The organism is Ewingella sp. C233 (assembly GCF_055407225.1).
The window spans coordinates 445,577-467,596 of sequence record NZ_JBUZRI010000001.1 but is presented as its reverse complement, the minus strand read 5'-3'; the positions used below and the strand labels follow the sequence as shown (position 1 = coordinate 467,596).

Sequence of the window (22,020 nt, the reverse complement as noted above, 5' to 3'; positions counted from 1 at the left end):
CTTGATCCTGCTGAATACCGGGGCTTAACAAAAGCCATAAAGCCGTTATTATCAATCGTTGAGGCTGTTTAAACCCCACCAGCAAGACTCTAAAAGATCGCACAATTGTGAGGGCAAAATAGCGGTAATTGCTATAGGCTGCAATGCCGATTTAAGCCAGCGCGCATTTATGCACAGCGTCATTTAGAATAATATCGCCGCCGGCCAGATTCTTCGCCATCATGGCGATCGCGAAGCCAGTGCTGAAGCCCGGGCAAGTGCGTTACTTCATATAAAGGAAATTTTGCATGTTTCATCCCCGTGCGAAAACAATGCTGGTCTTTGCCCTGCCAGCAATGATCATCGGCGCGCTGTCGAGCCTGATACTGGTGGCCGTTATGATGCTGGCCGGTGCGCTGCAAACGTTACTCTGGGAGCATATTCCCTCGGCACTGCATATCAATACGCAGTCGGCGACCTGGACGCTGTTTATGTTAATGCTGACAGGCTTAGGTGTCGGCGCATTGATTAAGTATATGCCGGGCCACGCCGGGCCGGATCCGGCAACCGAATCGCTGATCGGCGCACCGGTTGCGCTCAATGCCCTGCCGGGGCTGGCATTAGCGCTGATGCTCGGGCTGGCGGGCGGCGTAAGCCTCGGGCCGGAATATCCGATCACGGTGATTAACATCGCGCTGGCGGCTGCCGTGGGCCGACGTTTATTACCCCAGGTTCCTACCACGGACTGGGTGATCCTGGCCGCGTCAGGCACCATCGGCGCCCTGTTTGGCACGCCGGTAGCCGCAGCCCTCATCTTTTCCCAAACGCTGGGGGGCGACAAAGACGTCCCACTGTGGGACCGCCTTTTCGCGCCGCTGGTGGCTGCGGGTGCCGGTGCGGTAATGACAGACCAGTTCTTCGTGCCCGATTTCTCCCTGAAAATTGCCCCTTATAACGCCACATCGCTGATTGACTTGTTCAGCGGCTCCGTGGTGGTGCTGATCGCCATTGCGCTCGGCATGATAGGCGTATGGATATTCCCGCACCTGCACAAAATGTTTAATGGTATCCGCAACCCTATTTTGAAGCTGGGTATCGGCGGTTTTATCCTCGGTTTGCTGGCGCTGATAGGCGGGGAAATTACCCTGTTCAAAGGGCTGGATGAGATGAAACAGCTGGCGGAGTCTAATGAGATGTTTGGCATCAGCTCAATGCTGGCGATCACGCTGACCAAACTTGCCGCACTGGTGGTCGCCGCTGCCTGTGGTTTTCGCGGCGGACGCATCTTCCCGGCGGTGTTTGTCGGCGTCTCGCTCGGCCTGATGTTGCATCAGTACGCGCCGAACGTTCCGGCGGCAGTCACCGTCTCCTGCGCCGTCATGGGCATGGTGCTGGTGGTAACGCGGGATGGCTGGCTGAGTCTGTTTATGGCCGCGGCGGTGGTTCCCGGTTTCAAACTGTTGCCGCTGCTCTGTATTGTGATGCTGCCAGCCTGGCTATTGCTGGCTGGCAGGCCGCTGATGTTGGTCAGTAAATACCTTCCGGCCAGCCGGAATAAGAGCGAACCGGAGTAAACGTTTACGGCACGCGGAGCGCATACTCTGCCGCCGCGAAGGCATGAATGGCGGTGGTGTCGAATACCGGTACCGCCGCATCTTCTGCTCCCACCAGCAGGGTGATTTCAGTACACCCCAGAATGATCCCTTCGACGCCCTGCTGCTCCAGTGTGCCGATGATCCTGCGATACTCTTCGCGGGAGGCATCACAGATTTTCCCCAGACACAGCTCCTCATAAATAATGCGATGCACGATATCGCGGTCGGCTTCCCCCGGCGTCACCACGTCAATCTGATGTTTATCCTGCAAGCGCCCGCGATAAAAATCCTGCTCCATCGTAAATTTGGTGCCCAGTAAACCGATGCGGCGCAGCCCCTGCTGTTTGATTTTTTCAGCCGTCGCGTCGGCAATATGCAGTAAGGGTAAACCGCCAATACGTTCGATATCGTCGGCCACTTTATGCATGGTGTTGGTACACACCACGATCACTTCCGCCCCGGCGCGGGCCAGAGCCTGTGCAGCGTCACCCAGAATCTGACCGGCCTGCTGCCAGTCCCCTTTAGCCTGCAACTGCTCAATATCGTAGAAGTCCACGCTATGCAAAAACAGCCTGGCAGAATGTAATCCGCCAAGCTGTTGTTTGATGTGCTCATTGATAGTGCGGTAGTAAGGAACGGTGGATTCCCAACTCATGCCGCCGATCAAGCCTAATGTTTTCATCTGCTGCGCCTTCTGGTTGTTCTTATCCTTGTCAGAATAAGAACATAACCGAGGTACCGCCCGCTGACAAATCGGGTCAGAGATTAATGCTTGGCCGAACAGCGTTTTACCGCTTTTTCACTTCTGACACTTTTACGGTTCAGCACGCGCTGACGCAGCGTGTCATACAGCCAGTTATACGCAACGGTGTACGGCAGGAAGAACAGGAAGAAACCGATCTCCAGCATAAACGCATTTGTAAGCGAAATGCCCAACCAGCCTGCCGCGATCGGTAACCCGATCAGGATAAACCCACTTTCAAAACCCAGCGCGTGGCAGATACGCACTTTCATCGTACGGGTGACGCGGCTCACCGGCCAGAAACGGTCGAAAAATGAGTTATAAATAATGTTCCACACCATGGCGGTCGTGGAGAGCAGGATCGCCAGCGTACCCATTTCGAACATGGATTTGTTTAAAAGCCACGCAGCGACCGGGGCGGAAATCAGTACCGCCAGCGCCTCAAAACCGACGGCGTGCAAAATGCGTTCACCAAATGATTTTTTAGCGATATTTTTTGTTTTGATTGACATAAAGACCTGCCATTTTCCGTTGTTGTTGTACAAATTTACGCAGTGACGGCTGTCACAGGTCGCCATTATCATCGCTAAATAAGATGGATGAAAGATAGTTAATATCGATAAAATAGATAGATTGAGTGCCGGAAAAAAGTGAGAAACTGCGATGCGTTATTCCCCGGAAGCGTTAATGGCGTTTGTGGAAGCGGCCGATACCGGTTCGTTTTCTGCCGCTGCACGCAAATTACGTAAAAGCCAGTCGACCGTCAGTACGGCGATTGCCAATCTTGAGGTGGATTTAGGGCTGACCTTGTTTGACCGCAGCAGCCGCCAGCCGGTGCTGACTTCGCAGGGCAAGCGGGTGCTGAACCATGTGCAGGCGATTCTGGCGGCCAGCGAGCGGCTGGATGAACTGGCGATCCGCCTCTCTACGCAAATCGAAACACAGCTGACGTTTGTACTGTCTGATACCTATCAGCCGACGCACCATGAAAATCTGCTTAAGCGTTTTGAGCGGCGCTATCCGGATATCGAGTTCGAATGCCTTATTGCCGAGGATCAGGATGTGATTGATCTCTTGCAGGCGGGACGTGCGCACATAGGCATGCTGGAGGTTCAGGATTCGTACCCGCCGGACATCGGCGTCGCGCGCCTGCCCGAGCAGACCGATATGGATATCTTCGTCAGCCGCGACCACCCGCTGGCGCAGCTGGCAAATATTCAGCAGGAACAGCTCCACACCTTCCGTCAACTGATCCTTCAGCCCTACCGGCGCACAGAAAGCCGTGCGCCGGGGCAAACCTGGTCTGCGCCGAGTTATCTGATGCTGCTCGAGATGGCCGAACAGGGATTTGGCTGGTCAATCCTCCCGCACTGGCTGGTACGCCAGTTCGGGCATAACAAACTGGTGACGCTGCCGATGCGCGGCTGGCCGAAACTGATTTCAGTCGATGCTGTGTGGAGCAAAAACAATCAGCCCGGCCCGGCGGGAAGCTGGTTCATCGACCAGCTGATTGATCCGCAGTTGGCCGGTATAAGTCCTGAGGCTTAACAGGCAGCGTTACTGGCCCGAATTACGTTTAGCGATAGATTGTGTGACGGCCACCAGCAGCTCAGGGATATCCATTTTCGGCAACACCACTTCCACCCAGGCCAACTGCGGTTTGTCCCTTATTTTCGCCATCACCGCACTGAGCTGATGGCGATCTTCTACCCGCTCACTCAGCACATTTTTGCCGCCAAACGCGGCCGGAAACAGCGTCCAGTTCCATTGGGCAATATCGTTGTAACGCTGGGTTTCGCCATGAATGGCCCGCTCCACCGTGTAGCCGTCGTTGTTGATCACGAAGATAGTCGTTCTCAGCCCGTAGCGGATCGCCGCGCCCAGCCCCTGTAAAGTCAGTTGGGCGGAGCCGTCGCCGATGATCAATATCACTCGTCTGTCTGGTTCGGCCGTTTGCGCGCCGAAGGCCGCCGGTAAGGTAAAGCCAATCGATCCCCACAGCGGTTGCACAATAAAATCACAGCCCTGCGGCAGATTCAGCGCAGCGGCGCCGAAACTCGCGGTTCCCTGCTCTACCACCAGAATGTCGTCAGGCTGCAGGAACTCCTGAATTTGCTGCCAGAACACCTGCTGGTCGAGAGGAATGGTATCGGAAACCGGCAGAGGCGTGCGGGTGAAATGCGGGGTTTCCCATTGGTGACAAAGCTCTGCCGTCAGCTGATGCAGCGCTTTCACTGCGGCGTGCATCGGCAACTGATGGAAAATCTGTTTACCGATACGCGCACTGAACGGATCCACGTCAATGCATTTTCCTTCGGGCAGCTTTTGGCTAAATCCGGCGGTAATTGTGTCGGTAAAACGCACACCGATGTTAATCAGCACGTCGGCCTGCTCGATAACATTTTTGACCACCGGACAGCTGGCCACCCCGGAATAAGTCCCCGCAAAATGTGGCCGTTGTTCATTGAACAGCCCTTTGCCCATTAATAACGTCGCATGTGGCAGCGGTACGTCTTCCATCCAGCGGGAGAGTGCGTCCTGAACCCCAAAGCGGTCAGCCAGAAAATCCCCCAGCAACGCCACGCGCCGTGCTCCCCGCATCAGCTCACGCGCCGCCGCCACAAACGCCGTCAGGGAGTCTTCAGAGAAAGTGGCCGTCGGCACGGTTTGCGGCACGGCACGGCTGGCGACCGGCAACGCCGCGACGTCGCTCGGCAGCAATAAATAGCCCGGCCGCGAGTAATAAAGCGCCTGCGAGACGACGCGGTCAATCTCCTCCAGCGCATTCTCCGGTGTCAGTAACCCTTGCGCCACGCTGACCGGCTGCGCCATTTTGGCGAAATGGTCGAAGTGGCCGTCGCCCAGTGAATGGTGCAGTAATTCTCCTTTGCGCTGCGAGGAGAGCGGCGGCGCACCGACAATATGAATAACGGGGAGATATTCGGCGTAACTGCCCGCCAGACCATTGAGGGCGCTGAGTTCGCCCACGCCAAACGTCGTCAGCAAGGCAGCGGCCCCTTTGCGGCGCGCGTAGCCGTCAGCGCCGTAGGCGGCGTTAAGCTCGTTGGTGCAGCCTACCCAGGCAATTTTCGGGTGACTGATCACGTGGTCAAGAAATTGCAGGTTGTAGTCGCCAGGGACTCCAAACAGTTCAGTCACGCCCGCGTAATTAAGGCGGTCTAGCAGATAGTCACCTACTGTATAAGCCGTATTCATCATGATCCCCTGCAATTTTTGATTTATATAGTCGATCACTCTATTAAAGTATTAGCGTAGTTTGTGAATTAGGACATTTATTAGAAAAAATAGTGATTGGAAATTTTGGGTTACAGCCCTGCACGTTCGTGTCGCATGTCTTGCGGCTAATCAGTAAAGGTAATGCGCAGGCGTAACCCCTGCTTTACGCAACGAAAAGGAATGCTCTGAAAGCGTGTTATCAGCGCGGGCTGTGATCAAGTTAGCTGGCAAAAGCAGTGAAAACGCATACACTAAAACGTCTTTTTACTCTGTTCTCTGCCGGCACTCCGGTGCTGATTAAAATAATAAGGACTCCTATGGTTTACCAGGCCAGCCCTACCCGTTACGACTCAATGGAATACCGCCGCTGTGGACACAGTGGTCTCAAACTGCCCGCGGTTTCCCTCGGTCTGTGGCACAATTTCGGTGACAATGCTCACTTCGACAATGGCCGCAATCTGATCCGCCACGCCTTCGACCACGGCATCACCCATTTCGATTTAGCCAATAACTACGGGCCGCCTCCGGGGTCGGCCGAAGAACATTTTGGCCGTATTCTGCAGGAGGATTTACGGCCTTACCGCGACGAGCTGATCATCTCCTCCAAGGCCGGCTACACCATGTGGGATGGCCCCTACGGTGATTGGGGTTCGAAGAAGTATCTGGTCGCCAGTCTGAACCAAAGCCTCAGGCGTATGGGGCTGGATTACGTGGACATCTTCTATCATCACCGTCCGGATCCTGACACGCCGCTGGAAGAGACTATGGCCGCGCTGGACCTGATTGTCCGCCAGGGCAAGGCATTGTACGTTGGCCTGTCGAACTATCCGGCAGAGCGTGCAAAGCAGGCGTTTGACATCCTGCAACAACTCGGTACTCCTTGCCTTATCCATCAGCCAAAATACTCGATGTTTGAACGTTGGGTTGAAGCCGACTTACTCGACACGCTGGCGCAGAACGGCGTGGGCTCTATTGCCTTCTCCCCTCTCGCCGGTGGCGTACTTACGGACCGCTATCTGGCCGGTATTCCGCAGGATTCCCGTGCCGCCAGCAGCAGCCAGTTCCTGACCAGCGACCAGTTGACCAGCGAAAAACTGGAGAAAGTCCGCCAGCTGAATGCTATCGCTGAAGCGCGCGGCCAGAAGCTGTCGCAGATGGCGCTAGCCTGGGTCTTACGTGGGGATAAGGTGACGTCAGTACTGATAGGTGCCAGCAAAACCAGTCAAATCGATGATGCGGTCGGTATGGTGGCTAACCGTCATTTCAGCGAAAAAGAGCTGGCGGATATCGAAGCCATTTTAGTGTAAGCGGTTACCCTTGCATCATCGAAATGGCAATACAGGCAGTAAAATTGTGTGTAAGTATTTCGTTAAGCTGGGTAAAGCATTCAAAACAGGATTGCAGGCAATAGAATAGTTGTCGCCTCCCCCTTATAACTGTTACCAGAAATTATAAGGAATCAGGAGGCGCCATGTTAAAGCCTTTATTGTTTGGAACATTGTTGTTTGCCCTGTTGCCCGCCGCAGCACCCGCAGTGCAGGCCAGCAGCTTTAGCCTGAATACGCCGGGCCTTTCTATCAATATCGGTGACCGCGATCGTCGTGGTTATTACTGGGATGGTTACGACTGGCGTGATGCCGGTTGGTGGAATAACCACCGTGGCCGCTACTACGGTGAGCGCAGCCATCGCGGTTATTACTGGGACGGCGGCCGCTGGCGCGATCGCGGTTGGTGGGACAGCCGTTCACGCCATCGCCCACCTCCTCCGCCGCGTTATTACGGGCGTCCGTACCACGATAATGGTCATCACAGCCACGATCATGGTCGCGGTCCGGATCGCGGACACGGCGGGCATGATGGACACGGTGGTCATGGCGATCACCGCCGGTGAGTCGGCAGATTTAGAGATAAAGAAAACGGGACAGCGCAAACTGTCCCGTTTTCTTTGGCAGAGATTCAGCGAGACCTACCTGAAGATCATTCCTATCAGCAGGTAAGCGTTCAGACTTACCACCACCAGCACAATAAGACGCCCCGCCCACTGCACCGTTTTCGAGTTCACCATATCCCCCATTAACCGGCGGTTACCCGTAAAGGCCAGCAGTGGCAGCAACGCCAGCGCAATCCCGAAGCTCAGCAGTACCTGGCTCATGACCAGAATACGCGTCGCGTCCAGCCCCATCAGGATCACGATAAAGGAAGGCAGCATGGTCACGACGCGGCGTACCCAAATCGGAATATAGAATTTTACAAAACCCTGCATCACCACCTGTCCGGCCAGCGTACCGACCACAGTCGATGAAAGCCCGGCGGCGACCAGGCTCAGACCAAAGGTGGTGGCGGCAGCGTTGCCAAGCAGCGGTTGCAGCGTGAGATACGCCTGATCGAGTTCGCTGATGCCGCTGTGCCCGCTGAAGTGAAACGCGGCAGCGGCGGTCGCCATCATCGCCAGATTGACGAAACCGGCGATGGTCATGGCAATGCTGACATCCAGCTTGGTCGCCGAGTAACGCTGCGCTTTCGATGCATTCCCCGCCCGTTGAGTAAGCGAAGAGTGCAGATAAATGACGTGCGGCATGATGGTCGCCCCCAGCACACCGGCGGCAAGATAAACCGCATCACCCGACGCCAGGCTCGGGATCAACATCCCTTTCCCCAATGCCACCATGTCTGGCTGCGAGAAGAACAGTTCAACAATATAGGCCGCCGCGACAAACAGCAGTAAACCGGCAATCACCAGCTCCAGCGGCTTCTGCCCGCGCTTTTGCAGGGCGAGGATAATAAAGGTAGCGATGCCCGTCAGCACTGCGCCCTGAAGGAGCGAAACGCCTAATAAAAGCTTGAAGCCAATCGCCGCGCCGATAAATTCGGCCAGATCGGTTGCCATAGCAATAATTTCAGCCTGAACCCAATAGGCCCAGACGGCAGGACGCGGAAAGCGATCACGAATGTGTTCGGCCAGATTCTTGCCGGTGGCAATACCCAATTTGGCAGACAGCAGCTGGATTAACATCGCCATGATATTCGCCCACACCACTACCCACAGCAGCTGATAACCAAAAGAGGCCCCGGCCTGAATATTGGTGGCGAAGTTACCCGGATCGATATACCCGATGGCGGCAATAAAAGCCGGCCCCATCAGCGAGAGCTTTAACTTGCGGGATGCACGGCCGGAGGACTCCGCACGGCTGTTCTGCATATCAGTTAACCTTACTTTTATTGCGCTTATGGCAAGCATATATAATTGATAATGATTATCAAGTGCATTTAGATTAATCTGAGTGATTTCTCTGATAGGCAGGAAGCAACTGAGATGTTATGTGTCAGGCTTTCCGGAAAGTCCTGATGAGATGCCTGTGGCAGAAACAGATATTTCTAAAAAACGAAAATTAATCCCAGATTCTGAACGTACTACGGCAGATAATAAAACTAGCACAGGAATGTCAATTGTGCCTGTTTTTCTAACATCTTGATCTTTTGTGTCATCAGCTCAGAAATGTTGCAATTGATGTCTGTAATTTCTATATTTGCAGGCCACTTCACGTTTTAAATGTACGCGTTACATAGAATGTCCGTCGAAATATAGCCTGCCTCAAATTTGGAGCACCCATGTCCCGAATACTGCACTTTGTATTAGCGTTGGCCGTTGTCACATTACTGGCGTTACTGGTGAGCCGTGATCGCAAAAATATCCGTTTGCGCTTCATCGTCCAACTGTTGGTCATTGAAGTTCTGTTAGCCTATTTCTTCCTGTCCTCAGAAGTGGGATTAGGATTCGTTAAAGGTTTCTCAGATTTCTTCGAAAAATTATTAGGTTATGCCGCACAAGGGACGGGTTTTGTATTTGGGAACATGAGCGATAAAGGATTAGCGTTCTTCTTCCTGAATGTATTGTGCCCGATCGTGTTTATCTCTGCACTGATTGGTATTTTGCAGCATATCCGCATTTTGCCTATCGTTATCCGCGCGATTGGTACCGTGTTATCAAAAATTAACGGCATGGGGAAACTTGAATCCTTCAACGCCGTGAGTTCATTGATCCTAGGCCAGTCAGAAAACTTTATCGCGTATAAAGATGTTCTGGGCAAAATGTCAGAAAAACGCATGTACACCATGGCCGCTACCGCAATGTCGACGGTTTCCATGTCGATTGTCGGTGCTTACATGACCATGCTTGAACCACGCTTTGTCGTTGCCGCGCTTATCCTCAACATGTTCAGTACCTTTATCGTACTGTCCCTGATCAACCCTTATAAAGTTGATTCAGAAGAGGATCTGCAAATCGGTAATATCCATCAGGGTCAGAGCTTCTTTGAAATGCTGGGTGAATACATCCTGGCAGGCTTCAAAGTGGCCATTATCGTTGCAGCCATGTTGATTGGTTTCATCGCGCTGATTGCGGCACTGAACGGCTTGACTGAGTGGATCTTTACCCTCTTCAACGTGCAGGGTATGAGCTTCCAAAAACTGCTGGGTTTTGTCTTCTATCCGTTTGCCTGGATGATGGGCGTACCAAGTCACGAAGCGTTGCAGGTGGGCAGTATTATGGCCACGAAACTGGTCTCCAACGAATTCGTTGCGATGCTGGATCTGCAAAAAGTGGCGGGTGACCTGTCACCACGCGGCGTCGGTATTCTGTCCGTGTTCCTGGTCTCTTTCGCTAACTTCTCCTCGATTGGTATCGTTGCAGGGGCTATCAAAGGCCTGAACGAACATCAGGGCAACGTGGTTTCTCGCTTCGGCCTGAAACTGCTGTACGGCTCAACGCTGGTGAGCGTACTGTCTGCTTCTATCGCCGGTCTGGTTCTGGCGTAAGTCGCAAGCATCGTGAAGTGGTTTAGGTAGTTTAAGAAAGGCGCTTCGGCGCCTTTTTTTATGTCTGCGATTTGGTGATTGATGAAAGTGGTACTGAGCAGAAAGGGGAATGCCAGAAAGCAAAAAACCGGCCAGAGGCCGGTTTTTAAAATTTTGGTGGAGATAAGCGGGATCGAACCGCTGACCTCTTGCATGCCATGCAAGCGCTCTCCCAGCTGAGCTATACCCCCACACGAGGTAGTTCACAATTTACTTCTTTCTGTTTCCTCTGGAAGGAAACAACCAACTTGTCCTGGGAAGGAAGTTGGTGGAGATAAGCGGGATCGAACCGCTGACCTCTTGCATGCCATGCAAGCGCTCTCCCAGCTGAGCTATACCCCCAATTCAGACCGGTTAAAAACCGGTGAACGGGGCGCATAATATGAAACCCCGCCTACCCTGTCAACGGCTAAATCGGTTTATGCTATCAAGCGATGAAAAAGCCGCCAACCCGGCCACGGCATTGAGGAATTCCGCGCCGCCTGTAGCAAATTTGTAGCTAAATACGTCATCTTTACTTTAAGCACCCGCCTACATTTTTCGTCAGCATGATGATCTTCTTACTCATTTCTTTAACATGTGTGATTTATTGATTAATGAAATGTTAGCAAGCTATGAAAATCGGCTTGTTTCCAGAAAATTCTGGATCTAGACTGCCCGCGCAATAATCATATCCATCTACTTTCGAGCCATCCCATGTCCTTGTATTCACCTAAAGAAATCGCATCCATCGCTGTAACGGCTGGAGTTAATAAAAGCCGTGCAACCATGTTGAATTTGTTAATTTTAGGATTCCTGGCTGGCGCATTCATCGCCACCGGTTTCCTGCTCGATCTGCATGTAATAGGAACATTGCCTGCATCCTGGGGCTCGTTCAGTAATTTATTGGGCGCAGCGGTCTTCCCGGTTGGGATCATTTTGACGGTACTGGCAGGGGGAGAACTGCTGACCGGCAATATGATGACGTTGCCCATCGCCTGGTTCGCGCGTCAGATAAGCCTGCTCTCCGTTTTGCGTAACTGGTTCTGGGTCACGCTGGCTAACCTGCTCGGCAGTCTGGCCGTGGCGTACTTCTTCGGTCACGTTCTCGGCCTGACTGAAGGCCCGTTCCTGGCGAAAACCGTGGCAACCGCCACCGCGAAGGTCAACGCTGACTTCACGCAGGCGTTCATTTCCGGTATCGGCTGTAACTGGCTGGTGTGTCTGGCGATCTGGCTGGCGTTTGCCAGTAAAGAAGTCGGCGGGAAAGTGATCGGTATGTGGTTCCCGGTCATGGCCTTTGTGGCGATAGGCTTCCAGCACGTGGTGGCTAACATGTTTATCATTCCGGCAGCGATTTTTGCAGGCGCGCTGAGCTGGTCACAATACTTCCCGAACTTCGCGGCCGTATTCCTCGGTAACGCAGTCGGTGGTGCCGGTTTTGTTGGTCTGATGTACTTCCTGGCTTACCGTCCGGGCGCTGCAACACCGGCAGAACAACAGCCGTAATCTGTTTTTGACGCATTAAAAAAACCAGCCGGGCGATCATTCAACCCGGCTGGCTTTTTCTTTTCGTATTACTGCCTGTTCAGAACCTTATTGCTGCGCTTCACGCTCAGCAATAAAAGCCAGCGCCTGATCGATACGCGACAGCGTACGGCCCTGGCCGATGGCATGGACGGTCACGTCCATTCCTGGCGACATACCCGCACCGGTCACAGCAACGCGCAGTGGCATACCGACTTTACCCATACCAACACCCAGCTCATCCGCAGTGCCCTGAATCGCGTTATGAACGTTTTCAGCAGTCCAGTCAGTGATCGCAGCCAGTTTGGCGCGAACGGCTTCCAGCGGCTGGCGTGCTACCGGGCGCAGGTGTTTCTTGGCTGCGTCAGCATCGAATTCGCTGAAGTCTTCATAGAAGTAACGGCAAGATTCCGCCATCTCTTTGAGCGTTTTGCAGCGTTCGCCTAACAGAGTGACGATTTCAAATAACTGGGGACCATTGCGGGTTTCGATACCCAACTGCTCGACGTGCCACAGCAGGTGCGTTGCCACATAATGCGGATCCATCGAGTTGATGTAGTGATGGTTCAGCCATTGCAGTTTTTCAGTATTGAACGCACTGGCTGATTTGCTGACGTTATCCAGTGTGAACAGCGCTTTCATCTCTTCAATGCTGAAGATCTCCTGATCACCATGTGACCAGCCCAGGCGCACCAGATAGTTCAGCAGCGCTTCCGGCAAATAACCATCGTCGCGGTACTGCATTACGCCGACAGCGCCGTGGCGCTTGGACAGCTTTTTGCCGTCATCGCCAAGGATCATCGAGACGTGTGCATAAACAGGCACCGGCGCGCCCAGTGCTTTCAGAATGTTGATCTGACGCGGGGTGTTGTTGATGTGATCTTCACCACGGATCACGTGAGTGATCTCCATATCCCAGTCGTCCACAACCACACAGAAGTTGTAGGTCGGTGAACCGTCGGTGCGGCGGATGATCAGATCGTCCAGCTCGTCATTGCTGAATTCGATCGGGCCACGGATCTGGTCGTCAAAGATGACAGAACCTTCCTGCGGGTTACGAAAACGCACTACACAAGGCTCGTCAGCAGCGTGATGCTCGTGGCTGTCACGGCAACGGCCGTCGTAACGAGGCTTCTCGTTGTTAGCCATCTGCTCTTCGCGCAGCGCTTCCAGACGCTCTTTGGAGCAATAACACTTATAGGCGGTGCCGTTTTCCAGCATTTGGTCAATCACGCCGTTGTAGCGGTCAAAACGCTTAGTCTGGAAATACGGGCCTTCGTCCCAGTCCAGATTCAACCAGTTCATGCCATCCATAATCGCGTCAATGGCCGCCTGCGTGGAGCGTTCGAGATCGGTATCTTCAATACGCAACACAAACTCACCGCCGAGGTGACGGGCGAAAAGCCAGGAGTAAAGCGCGGTACGGGCGCCACCGACGTGCAGATAGCCGGTTGGGCTCGGAGCAAAACGGGTTTTGATTTTCATCTGGAGTGCAGCCTTACTTATTTATAGTGTTATAGCCAACGCAGTAGACGTTGCTATCAATTAACAAAAAGTGGCTGACATTCTACCACTCTGCCCTGAATCCTCAACGCCGATAGGGAGTTCGTGAAGGCTATTCAGTGGATGAATGCGTAAAGAATCAACTACGCGGGCGAGAAATCGGTCAGCTTGTCTAATTTTGCGCCGAACAGTCATTTTTGTTTTTAAAAACCGTTGACGTAAGTTCAAGGATCCCTATAATGCGACTCCATCACGACGGGGCGATTAGCTCAGTTGGTAGAGCATCTCCTTTACACGGAGGGGGTCGGCGGTTCGAACCCGTCATCGCCCACCACTCTTTTTAAGAGTGAACGCGTTGTGATAGTAAGAAGAATTGAGAATTGGGCGATTAGCTCAGTTGGTAGAGCATCTCCTTTACACGGAGGGGGTCGGCGGTTCGAACCCGTCATCGCCCACCAATTCTCAGTATGTTTTTCTTACGTTGTGGAATACCCAGAAGTGGGCGATTAGCTCAGTTGGTAGAGCATCTCCTTTACACGGAGGGGGTCGGCGGTTCGAACCCGTCATCGCCCACCACTTCTGCGGGCCGTTAGCTCAGTTGGTAGAGCAGTTGACTTTTAATCAATTGGTCGCTGGTTCGAATCCAGCACGGCCCACCAATTCAGAAAAAAGCGCCTTTAGGCGCTTTTTTCGTATGTGAAATCCGGGGTCAATCCGTGATGGAGGCGAACCAGCTGCTGGTTCGAGCGAAGCGAGACGACAACGCGCCAGCGTTGCCCGCGCCGAATCAATCCAGCACGGCCCACCACTCTTTGTTAATACAGAAACGAAATATAATCCCCCTACACCAGCTTAAACATCGGCATCACTTTATTATGCAATGCCGGATTGTCGCTCTCATCTTTCAAATTCACTCCAGATAACTGCCGTTGAAATGCCTGCTCCAGCAGCCAGGCCAGTTTGAACGCTGCCTGCGGGTGATCCAGTCCTTCAGGACGCACATTCGAAATACAATTGCGCTCCGACTCCAGCCTTTTGGTATGCGGCCCCCAGGTCATGTAAATACCCAAGCTGTCGGGAGATGATAATCCAGGCCGTTCGCCAATCAGTATCGCGACCGCTTTTGCCTGCATCACTTCGGCAATATCATCTCCCAGTGCCACGCGTGACTGATGCGCTAACACCACCGGCCCCAGCGTTAACCCGAGAAGTTGTAAATACGGTAACAATGCAGCAATTAGCGGGACAGCCTGCCGGTGAACTGCTTTTGAAGAGAGCCCATCCGCGATGACCAATACCAGGTCAGCCGCTTTGCTGGCTTGAAGGGATAGCATTTTGCGGCTGTCTGCACTGAGTTTCCTACCCAAATCCGGGCGACACAAATAAGTCGTGCGATCCACCGCAGCGCTGGCGACGGTCAGGGTGCTCAGCCCCAATTCATGCAGCGGTGCCTCCAAGTCTTCGCTGGCAAAAGGCAGATGGACGGCATCCCTGGCTTGCGCATGCGCCAGACCAAAGTTCAGCAGTTCTGCCGTCGGCAGGCTCGATCCAGTACGCCCCAGTGCAATGCGCGCGGCGGTGAACTGACGCAGCGCCTCCCACGGATTGGGATGAACCAGTGACAAATACCTTTTTTCAGTTTCCTCGGTCATACGGCGGCCCTCAGTTGCAATAACGGGTGAGATGCGCGGGCGTCCAGCAACTGCCCCTGCGGGTCAAGAATGTGCATTTTCTCCAGCCACAGGGCAAATTCCGGCGCATGTTTCAACCCCAAAAGCTCACGAATGTAGAGCGCATCATGGAACGAGGTGCTCTGGTAGTTGAGCATAATGTCATCCGCGCCAGGCACGCCTATCAGAAACGTCAGCCCTGCCGTCCCCAGCAGGGTAAGCAGCGTGTCCATGTCATCCTGATCCGCTTCGGCGTGGTTGGTGTAGCAGACGTCGCACCCGAGCGGTAAACCGAGTAACTTGCCGCAGAAATGATCTTCCAAGCCGGCACGGATGATCTGTTTGCCGTCATAAAGATATTCTGGCCCGATAAACCCCACCACGGTGTTGATGAGCAGCGGCGAGAAATGCCGCGCAATTGCATAAGCCCGCGCTTCGCACGTCTGCTGATCGACACCGAAATGCGCATTGGCCGACAGACAACTGCCCTGCCCGGTTTCGAAATACATCACGTTATTTCCAAGCGTCCCCCGATTAAGGCTCAGAGCTGCCTGCTGCGCTTCCGCCAGCAGCGCCAGATTGATACCAAAACCGCTGTTGGCCGCTTCGGTGCCGGCAATCGACTGAAACACCAGATCAACCGGCGCGCCGCGTTCCACCAGTTTGATGGTGTTGGTCACGTGCGTCAGCACGCAGGACTGCGTGGGGATCTCAAAACGAGTGATGATATCGTCGAGCATGTAATTCAGATTTTCCAGCAGCGGCAGACTGTCGCTGGCCGGATTAATGCCAATCACTGCATCCCCCGAACCGTATAGCAGCCCGTCGAGCATACTGGCCGCGATACCTTGTAAATTATCGGTCGGATGATTAGGTTGCAGCCGCACGCTCATGTGTCCGGGCAAGCCGAGGGTATTGCGAAAACGGGTGATCACGCGGCATTTTTTCGCCACCAGAATCAGGTCTTGATTGCGCATTAACTTACTGACAGCGGCGGCCATTTCCGGGGTTATGCCCGGAGCGACGCGGGCCAGCACAGCGCTGTCGGTTTTTTCACTCAACAGCCAGTCACGAAAATCCCCCACCGTAAGATGAGAAATCAAAGCAAATGCCTGAACGTCATGAGTATCGATGATCAGCCGGGTCACTTCGTCGCTTTCATAGGGGATGAGCAGTTGTTGCAGGAAGGTTTTCAGCGGCAACTCAGCCAGCGCCATTTTGGCGGCCATGCGCTCTTCTGCGCTGCCGGCCGCCACTTGCGCCAGAGAATCCCCGGAACGAGCCGGGGACGCTTTCGCCATCAAGTCCTTAAGGTCGCGAAACTGATAGCTGCGGTGGCTCAACGTGGTTTGATACATAACGCTCCTCAGGCTGACGGGTTCTGGATATCAAAAGCAGCGAACATAAAGTGTGCAGGCAGAAACGATAATAGCCACGTTCACCGCGCGCAGTACAGCCCTGTGCAGTAACCTTTCACTCATTCCGTTTTGTCATCTTGCTGGTTTACACTCTACTCATCAAAAAATGGGAGGAAACGGATGACTGAGCAGCAACGGCAACAAACCATTATTGGCTGGATTGAGCAGGATCCCATGCGCATGTTGGCGCTGCGAACGGCACGGGAGCTGGAACTCAACGACTGGTGTCTGGCGGCGGGCTTCGTGCGCAATCTGGTATGGGATCGCCTGCATGACGTAGCGCAGACCACGTCCCTTAACGATATCGACGTGATCTATTTTGATTCACAGGACGTCTGCGTGGAAACAGAGAAACGACTCGAACAGCATCTGGCCAAGGCCGCCGCGCTGCCGTGGTCGGTGAAAAATCAGGCCCGAATGCATGTGATGCACGATCATTTGCCCTACTCTTCCAGCAGTGAAGCCATGAGCTATTGGGTTGAAACAGAGACGGTGATTGGTGCAGCGCTGAGCCCGGACGGTGCGGTGGAACTGGTCGCGCCCTTAGGCACGGCAGAACTGTTTGAATTTAGCATCACGGCGAACCCGCGCCACGGCAGTCCGCAAGTTATGCTGGAGAGAGCCGAAAGTAAGGGTTGGTTAACCCGCTGGCCGCGCCTGCAGCTTAAAATGTAAGTATTGCGAAAACAGCGTAAAGATCCCAAACCGGCCGCCGATACCTGTTGAGCACAATCACGTGTAAAGCAGGTGAACCCATAACGGAGGCAATAATGACGACGATCAACGTAACCACGACCAGCTCGGCGGGCAGCGTGTCATCCAGCGGTGGCGGTGGGCAAATTGCTCAGTTGACCCAACAAATCCAAAAACTGACGCAAAAAATCAAAGATTTAAGCCAGGGCGGCGGGGATTCCGATGCAGTTCAAAAGCAGGTGGAATCTATTCAGCAGCAGATTTTGATGTTGCAGGAACAAATCCAGCAGATCCAGCAACAGCAGGCGCAAAAAGCAGAGCAGAAGGCCGAACAGGCTCAGCTGGCCGCAAACGCAGCCGAAGATAAAAGCGTTAACAGACCGGCCTCATCCGGCCAGATTGATATTTATGTCTGACCCTTTTTCTGGGCAGAAACGGCGTTAAAGCAATCCGCGCAGGCTGCGTTTTTCAGTGAGATGCGCCGCCTGCTGTTTTACGACCTGCCAGATAGCCTGAGCTGCGGGTGAAAGGGAACGGTTTTTTCGCCGTACCAGCATCAGCGCACGGTTGATTTCTGGCGTCAGAGGACGCACCACCAGCTGGCTGCCCTGCGGTAACGGCAGCGCCAGCGCCGGAAGCACGCTGATACCAATACCTGCTTCAACCATAGGAAACAGCGTTGCCGGATGCCCTATCTCCTGGGCGATCTCCGCTTCTACCCCCTGCTGCATCAGCGCACTGTCGATCAGCATCCGGCTGCCTGAAGCGTAATCCTGCAATACCAGCGGACAGCCGCTGAGCTCTTTCCAGCTAACCGTAGGCTGACTGGCGAACGTGTGGTCACCGCGGCACAGCAGCAGAAAAGGCTCGTGGAGAATCGTCTCGCACTCCAGATCGGCACTGACGCCGGGATCAATCACAATGCCAAAATCCACCTCCCCGTTGCGCACGCTGTTAAGTACCAGCCGCTGAGCCTGATCGCGCAATAAGATGCGGATTTCCGGATACTCCAGCCCTCCGCTGGCGATGCACTGCGGCATCAGTTGGGCCGAAATCGTCTGGCTGGAGGCAATGCGCACGCGGCCATTGTGCTGGGTACCAAAACTGCGCGTATCGAGCAGCATAGCGTGCAACTCATCCAGCAGCGGCTCCACGCGGTGAACCAGACGCTGCCCGGCGTCCGTCAGCACCACTTCACGCGTAGTGCGGTCCAATAACCGCACGCTCATTTCGGCTTCCAGCTCCTTCATGCTATGGCTGATAGCTGACTGACTCAGCCCGATGGCTTCCCCGGCCCGGCTAAAACTCTGATAACGGGCCACGGCCACAAACACGCGAAGCTGTCTGAGTGAATAATTCATGAATTAATTTCATCAATGTATTAAATAAATCAATTTTTTAATTGTATACCTCCCGTTCAGAATAGCCGCATAGATTTATGTCGTTCCTTACTTATGCTGAGAACCGCTATGCGATTTATGCCCGATCGTTTCACCCTTACGCTGATTGCCACCGTGCTGTTAGCCACCTTTTTCCCCGCCAGCGGCGTCTTCGTCGCCTTCTTTAATAACCTGACGATTATCGCCATCGGCCTGCTGTTTTTTATGCACGGCGCCAAGCTGTCGCGCGAAGCGATTTTCGCCGGGAGCAATAACTGGCGGCTGCATTTATGGGTGATGTGCAGCACTTTCATTCTGTTCCCCGCGCTGGGATTACTGTTCCAATGGTGGCATCCGGTGGATGTCAGCCCGCAAATTTACAGCGGCTTTGTTTACCTGTGCATTTTGCCTGCCACCGTGCAGTCAGCCATTGCCTTTACCTCTCTGGCTGGCGGTAACGTAGCGGCCGCAGTGTGCAGCGCGTCGGCATCCAGCCTGCTGGGTATTTTTGTGTCGCCGTTGCTGGTCAGCCTGCTGATGCATGTGCAGGGTTCTGCCGGTGACAGCCTGCAGCAAATCTGGCACATCATATTGCAGTTACTGGTGCCGTTTGTGGCCGGGCATTTGCTGCGCCCGCTGATTGGCGGATTTGTAGAGCGCCACCGCAAGATGATCGGCAAAACCGATCAGACCTCAATTCTGCTGGTGGTCTATTCCGCGTTCAGCGAAGCTGTCACGCAGGGCATATGGCATCAGGTGGGGTTGGGTTCACTGCTGTTTATCGTGGCCTTCAGCCTGGTGCTGCTGACGTTTATTCTGGTGATCAATACGTACATGGCCCGCTGGATGGGGTTCAGTAAGCCCGATGAAATCACGATTGTCTTTTGTGGTTCGAAGAAAAGTCTGGCGAACGGCATTCCGATGGCCAACATTCTGTTTCCGGTCAGCGCCATTGGCATGATGGTGCTGCCGCTGATGATTTTCCATCAGGTTCAGCTAATGACCTGCGCGGTGCTGGCAAAACGCTATAAGAGCAAACAAGAAGTGAAAGCCGCAGAGCCGCAAAATCAGGTGCAGGCCAAAGCTAACTGATTTTCGGTGAATGTCAGACAGAGAAAAGGCGCTGACATCAGCGCCTTTTTGTCACTCGTCGGTACCTGAAAGCCCCGGCCCGCTGCGGCGCAGCGGGTTAATCAAACTTTGCAAACCTTCGCTTTTAATTGCCAGCGTCAACTGCATCAGCTCGCCTAATTTCCCTGCCGGAAATTCGTCTTTGCGGGCGAACCACAGCAGATACTCCTCGGGCAAATCGATCAATACGCGCCCGGCATATTTGCCAAACGGCATTTTCATGTTGGCGATTTCAATCAGATCTTCTTTTTCCATGACGTTTATTCACCCAGCAGACGGATCATTTCCGCTTCGTCGATCACTTCAATCCCCAGCTCCTGCGCTTTTACCAGCTTGGAACCGGCCGCTTCACCCGCGATCACCAGATCGGTTTTCTTCGACACGCTGCCGGACACTTTCGCCCCGAGCGCCGTCAAACGATCTTTGGCTTCGTCACGCGACAGCACGGTCAGCGACCCGGTCAGCACCACGATTTTACCGGCAAACGGGCTGTCGATATCTTCAGGAACAATCACCTTCACGTCTGGCCAGTGAATGTTGATTTCCGGGCTGAGCAGCTCGTTAATCACCTGCTGGTTATGCTCTTCTGAGAGAAAATTCACCACGTGTTTGGCGACGACATCACCCACGTCTGGCACGGATTTCAGCGATTCCACGTCCGCTGCGCGCAGGGCGTCAATCGAACCATAATGGGCAGCCAGATTGGCAGCCGTTGACTCACCGACTTCACGTATTCCAAGGGCATAGAGGAAGCGGGCCAGCGTGGTTTCTTTGGCTTTTGCCAGCGCATTGACTACGTTCTGCGCCGACTTTGGCCCCATACGGTCCAGACCGGTGAGCTTACCCGCCGTCAGACGGAACAGATCCGCCGGATTTTTGACGTACTCTTTTTCTACCAGCTGGTCGATAATTTTATCGCCCATGCCGTCAACATCCAGCGCGCGGCGGGAGACGAAATGCTTAAGCGCTTCTTTACGCTGCGCACCGCAAATAAGGCCGCCGGTACAGCGGGCCACGGCTTCGCCTTCCACGCGTTCGACGTCAGAATTACACACCGGGCAGTGCGTCGGGAACACCACTTCACGAGCATTCTCCGGGCGTTCATCCATCACCACGCCAACGACTTGCGGAATAACGTCACCGGCACGGCGGACAATCACCGTATCGCCGATACGCAGGCCGAGACGCTCGATTTCATCGGCATTGTGCAGCGTTGCATTACTGACCATCACACCGGCAACCAGCACCGGCTCAAGACGCGCTACGGGTGTAATTGCGCCGGTACGACCAACCTGGAACTCCACGTCTTTCACCAGCGTAATTTGCTCCTGCGCCGGGAATTTAAACGCCGTGGCCCAGCGCGGCGCGCGGGCGACAAAACCTAAGGTTTCCTGGATATCCAGCGAGTCAATTTTCACCACCACGCCGTCGATATCAAAACCGAGCGTCGGGCGGTCTGCTTCTACCTGACGGTAAAACGCCAGCACTTCGGCGCTGCCGGTGCACAAGCGAACCCGATCGCTGACCGGCAGTCCCCACTCTTTAAACTGGTGCAGGCGGCCTATATGGCTGCGCGGCAGTTCTCCGCCTTCCAGCACACCGACACCGTAGCAGAAAAAGGTCAGCGGGCGTTTGGCGGTAATGCGCGGATCGAGCTGGCGCAGTGAGCCTGCGGCGGCGTTACGCGGGTTTGCAAAAACTTTGCCTCCGGTGCGGCGTGCTTCTTCATTCAGCGCCTCAAAACCGGGTTGCGGCATGAATACTTCACCGCGCACTTCGAGACGCGCCGGGATGTTCTCACCGCGCAGGCGCAGGGGGATCGCACGGATGGTGCGCACGTTAGCGGTAATATTCTCGCCCGTTGTGCCATCGCCGCGGGTCGCGGCCTGAACCAGCTCACCGTTTTCATACAGCAGACTGACGGCCAGTCCGTCGAGTTTCAGCTCACAGCAAAAGGTCAGCGGCTCAGTGGTTTTCAGACGATCCTGCACACGCTTGTAGAATGCCAGATAGCTTTCGTCGTCGAAGACGTTATCCAGCGACAGCATAGGTACCTGATGTTTCACCTGCTCGAAAGCCGAAATCGGCGCAGCACCGACGCGTTGGGTCGGGGAATCGGCAGTGATAAGTTCAGGGTGGGCAGTTTCCAGTTCGCGCAGTTCGCGCATCAGCCGGTCATATTCCGCATCGGGGACTTCGGGGGCGTCCAGCACGTGATACTGGTATTCATGATGGCGCAGCTGCGTACGCAATTGATTGATTTGATTTTCGATTGTGGCCATGACTCACCATGAAGATAAAAAACCCCCGGCT

19 protein-coding genes and 6 tRNA genes are annotated in these 22,020 nt (G+C 54.2%); 13 read left to right on the top strand and 12 right to left on the bottom strand.

The genetic code is table 11. The features are described 5' to 3' along the window. Positions 1–287: 287 nt before the first annotated feature. Positions 288–1,553, top strand: coding sequence for an ion channel protein (locus tag ACZRKO_RS02235; protein WP_463735640.1), 1,266 nt, complete (start codon positions 288–290; stop codon positions 1,551–1,553). Between the two features lie 4 nt (positions 1,554–1,557). On the opposite strand, the gene ACZRKO_RS02230 is transcribed toward ACZRKO_RS02235, so the two are convergent. Together ACZRKO_RS02230 and ACZRKO_RS02225 are read right to left on the bottom strand one after the other, a co-directional pair. After that, on the bottom strand, positions 1,558–2,256 hold the full coding sequence (locus ACZRKO_RS02230) for an aspartate/glutamate racemase family protein (RefSeq protein ID WP_463735639.1): 699 nt from the start codon (positions 2,254–2,256) through the stop codon (positions 1,558–1,560). An 83-nt stretch (positions 2,257–2,339) separates the two neighbouring features. Next, positions 2,340–2,828: a multidrug/biocide efflux PACE transporter gene (locus tag ACZRKO_RS02225; protein ID WP_463735638.1), complete on the bottom strand. Its 489-nt coding sequence runs from the start codon at positions 2,826–2,828 to the stop codon at positions 2,340–2,342. 151 nt (positions 2,829–2,979) lie between these two features. Between ACZRKO_RS02225 and ACZRKO_RS02220 the strand changes: the two genes are divergently transcribed. Continuing rightward, a complete protein-coding gene (locus ACZRKO_RS02220; protein ID WP_463735637.1) occupies positions 2,980–3,864 on the top strand; it encodes a LysR family transcriptional regulator in 885 nt (294 codons plus the stop codon). A 9-nt stretch (positions 3,865–3,873) separates the two neighbouring features. Here ACZRKO_RS02220 and ACZRKO_RS02215 read toward each other — a convergent pair whose 3' ends face one another. Next, positions 3,874–5,532 carry an alpha-keto acid decarboxylase family protein gene (locus ACZRKO_RS02215; RefSeq protein WP_463737444.1) on the bottom strand — a complete coding sequence of 553 codons (1,659 nt, stop codon included), beginning with the start codon at positions 5,530–5,532 and terminating at the stop codon, positions 3,874–3,876. Positions 5,533–5,870: 338 nt separating this feature from the next. On the opposite strand from ACZRKO_RS02215, the gene mgrA reads away from it, so the two are divergent. Together mgrA and ACZRKO_RS02205 are read left to right on the top strand one after the other, a co-directional pair. Beyond that, positions 5,871–6,860: an L-glyceraldehyde 3-phosphate reductase gene (gene mgrA, locus ACZRKO_RS02210; RefSeq protein ID WP_463735636.1), complete on the top strand. Its 990-nt coding sequence runs from the start codon at positions 5,871–5,873 to the stop codon at positions 6,858–6,860. 164 nt (positions 6,861–7,024) lie between these two features. Then, a complete protein-coding gene (locus ACZRKO_RS02205) occupies positions 7,025–7,444 on the top strand; it encodes a DUF2502 domain-containing protein (RefSeq protein WP_463735635.1) in 420 nt (139 codons plus the stop codon). A gap of 75 nt (positions 7,445–7,519) precedes the next feature. On the opposite strand, the gene ACZRKO_RS02200 is transcribed toward ACZRKO_RS02205, so the two are convergent. Further along, positions 7,520–8,752 (bottom strand): Nramp family divalent metal transporter, encoded by a 1,233-nt coding sequence (locus ACZRKO_RS02200; RefSeq protein WP_463735634.1) that lies wholly within the window; start codon positions 8,750–8,752, stop codon positions 7,520–7,522. A 410-nt stretch (positions 8,753–9,162) separates the two neighbouring features. On the opposite strand from ACZRKO_RS02200, the gene ACZRKO_RS02195 reads away from it, so the two are divergent. Beyond that, entirely contained in the window at positions 9,163–10,368 is a 1,206-nt protein-coding gene (locus ACZRKO_RS02195) for a NupC/NupG family nucleoside CNT transporter (protein ID WP_463735633.1), read from the top strand. 154 nt (positions 10,369–10,522) lie between these two features. Here the strand turns inward: ACZRKO_RS02195 and ACZRKO_RS02190 are convergent. Both ACZRKO_RS02190 and ACZRKO_RS02185 read right to left on the bottom strand, forming a co-directional pair. Beyond that, positions 10,523–10,598, bottom strand: a tRNA-Ala gene (locus tag ACZRKO_RS02190). Between the two features lie 75 nt (positions 10,599–10,673). Beyond that, positions 10,674–10,749, bottom strand: a tRNA-Ala gene (locus ACZRKO_RS02185). A 354-nt stretch (positions 10,750–11,103) separates the two neighbouring features. Here ACZRKO_RS02185 and ACZRKO_RS02180 point away from each other — a divergent pair. Then, a complete protein-coding gene (locus ACZRKO_RS02180) occupies positions 11,104–11,895 on the top strand; it encodes a formate/nitrite transporter family protein (RefSeq protein WP_463735632.1) in 792 nt (263 codons plus the stop codon). 87 nt (positions 11,896–11,982) lie between these two features. Here ACZRKO_RS02180 and gltX read toward each other — a convergent pair whose 3' ends face one another. Further along, positions 11,983–13,398: a glutamate--tRNA ligase gene (gene gltX, locus ACZRKO_RS02175; protein ID WP_463735631.1), complete on the bottom strand. Its 1,416-nt coding sequence runs from the start codon at positions 13,396–13,398 to the stop codon at positions 11,983–11,985. A 276-nt stretch (positions 13,399–13,674) separates the two neighbouring features. Between gltX and ACZRKO_RS02170 the strand changes: the two genes are divergently transcribed. From ACZRKO_RS02170 to ACZRKO_RS02155, 4 genes are all read left to right on the top strand, one after another. Next, a tRNA-Val gene (locus ACZRKO_RS02170) sits at positions 13,675–13,750 on the top strand. A gap of 48 nt (positions 13,751–13,798) precedes the next feature. Then, positions 13,799–13,874 (top strand) — tRNA-Val (locus ACZRKO_RS02165). A gap of 42 nt (positions 13,875–13,916) precedes the next feature. Further along, positions 13,917–13,992, top strand: a tRNA-Val gene (locus ACZRKO_RS02160). 7 nt (positions 13,993–13,999) lie between these two features. Further along, positions 14,000–14,075 (top strand) — tRNA-Lys (locus ACZRKO_RS02155). 183 nt (positions 14,076–14,258) lie between these two features. On the opposite strand, the gene eutC is transcribed toward ACZRKO_RS02155, so the two are convergent. Then, positions 14,259–15,068: an ethanolamine ammonia-lyase subunit EutC gene (gene eutC / locus ACZRKO_RS02150; protein WP_463735630.1), complete on the bottom strand. Its 810-nt coding sequence runs from the start codon at positions 15,066–15,068 to the stop codon at positions 14,259–14,261. Next, positions 15,065–16,444, bottom strand: coding sequence for an ethanolamine ammonia-lyase subunit EutB (locus ACZRKO_RS02145; protein ID WP_463735629.1), 1,380 nt, complete (start codon positions 16,442–16,444; stop codon positions 15,065–15,067). Before ACZRKO_RS02145 ends, eutC begins: the two co-directional genes overlap by 4 nt. A 180-nt stretch (positions 16,445–16,624) precedes the next feature. Here ACZRKO_RS02145 and ACZRKO_RS02140 point away from each other — a divergent pair, with 180 nt between their 5' ends. Both ACZRKO_RS02140 and ACZRKO_RS02135 read left to right on the top strand, forming a co-directional pair. Further along, positions 16,625–17,179 (top strand): nucleotidyltransferase family protein, encoded by a 555-nt coding sequence (locus ACZRKO_RS02140; RefSeq protein WP_463735628.1) that lies wholly within the window; start codon positions 16,625–16,627, stop codon positions 17,177–17,179. Positions 17,180–17,274: 95 nt separating this feature from the next. Continuing rightward, entirely contained in the window at positions 17,275–17,613 is a 339-nt protein-coding gene (locus ACZRKO_RS02135) for a FlxA-like family protein (protein WP_463735627.1), read from the top strand. Between the two features lie 24 nt (positions 17,614–17,637). Here ACZRKO_RS02135 and ACZRKO_RS02130 read toward each other — a convergent pair whose 3' ends face one another. Then, complete coding sequence (locus ACZRKO_RS02130) at positions 17,638–18,558, bottom strand: LysR family transcriptional regulator (RefSeq protein WP_463735626.1); 921 nt, start codon at positions 18,556–18,558, stop codon at positions 17,638–17,640. Between the two features lie 108 nt (positions 18,559–18,666). On the opposite strand from ACZRKO_RS02130, the gene ACZRKO_RS02125 reads away from it, so the two are divergent. After that, positions 18,667–19,668: a bile acid:sodium symporter family protein gene (locus ACZRKO_RS02125; protein WP_463735625.1), complete on the top strand. Its 1,002-nt coding sequence runs from the start codon at positions 18,667–18,669 to the stop codon at positions 19,666–19,668. Between the two features lie 51 nt (positions 19,669–19,719). Here the strand turns inward: ACZRKO_RS02125 and ACZRKO_RS02120 are convergent, their stop codons facing one another. Beyond that, positions 19,720–19,962 carry a DUF3820 family protein gene (locus tag ACZRKO_RS02120; protein WP_463735624.1) on the bottom strand — a complete coding sequence of 81 codons (243 nt, stop codon included), beginning with the start codon at positions 19,960–19,962 and terminating at the stop codon, positions 19,720–19,722. A gap of 5 nt (positions 19,963–19,967) precedes the next feature. After that, on the bottom strand, positions 19,968–21,989 hold the full coding sequence (gene ligA, locus ACZRKO_RS02115) for an NAD-dependent DNA ligase LigA (protein ID WP_463735623.1): 2,022 nt from the start codon (positions 21,987–21,989) through the stop codon (positions 19,968–19,970). Positions 21,990–22,020: the final 31 nt, after the last annotated feature.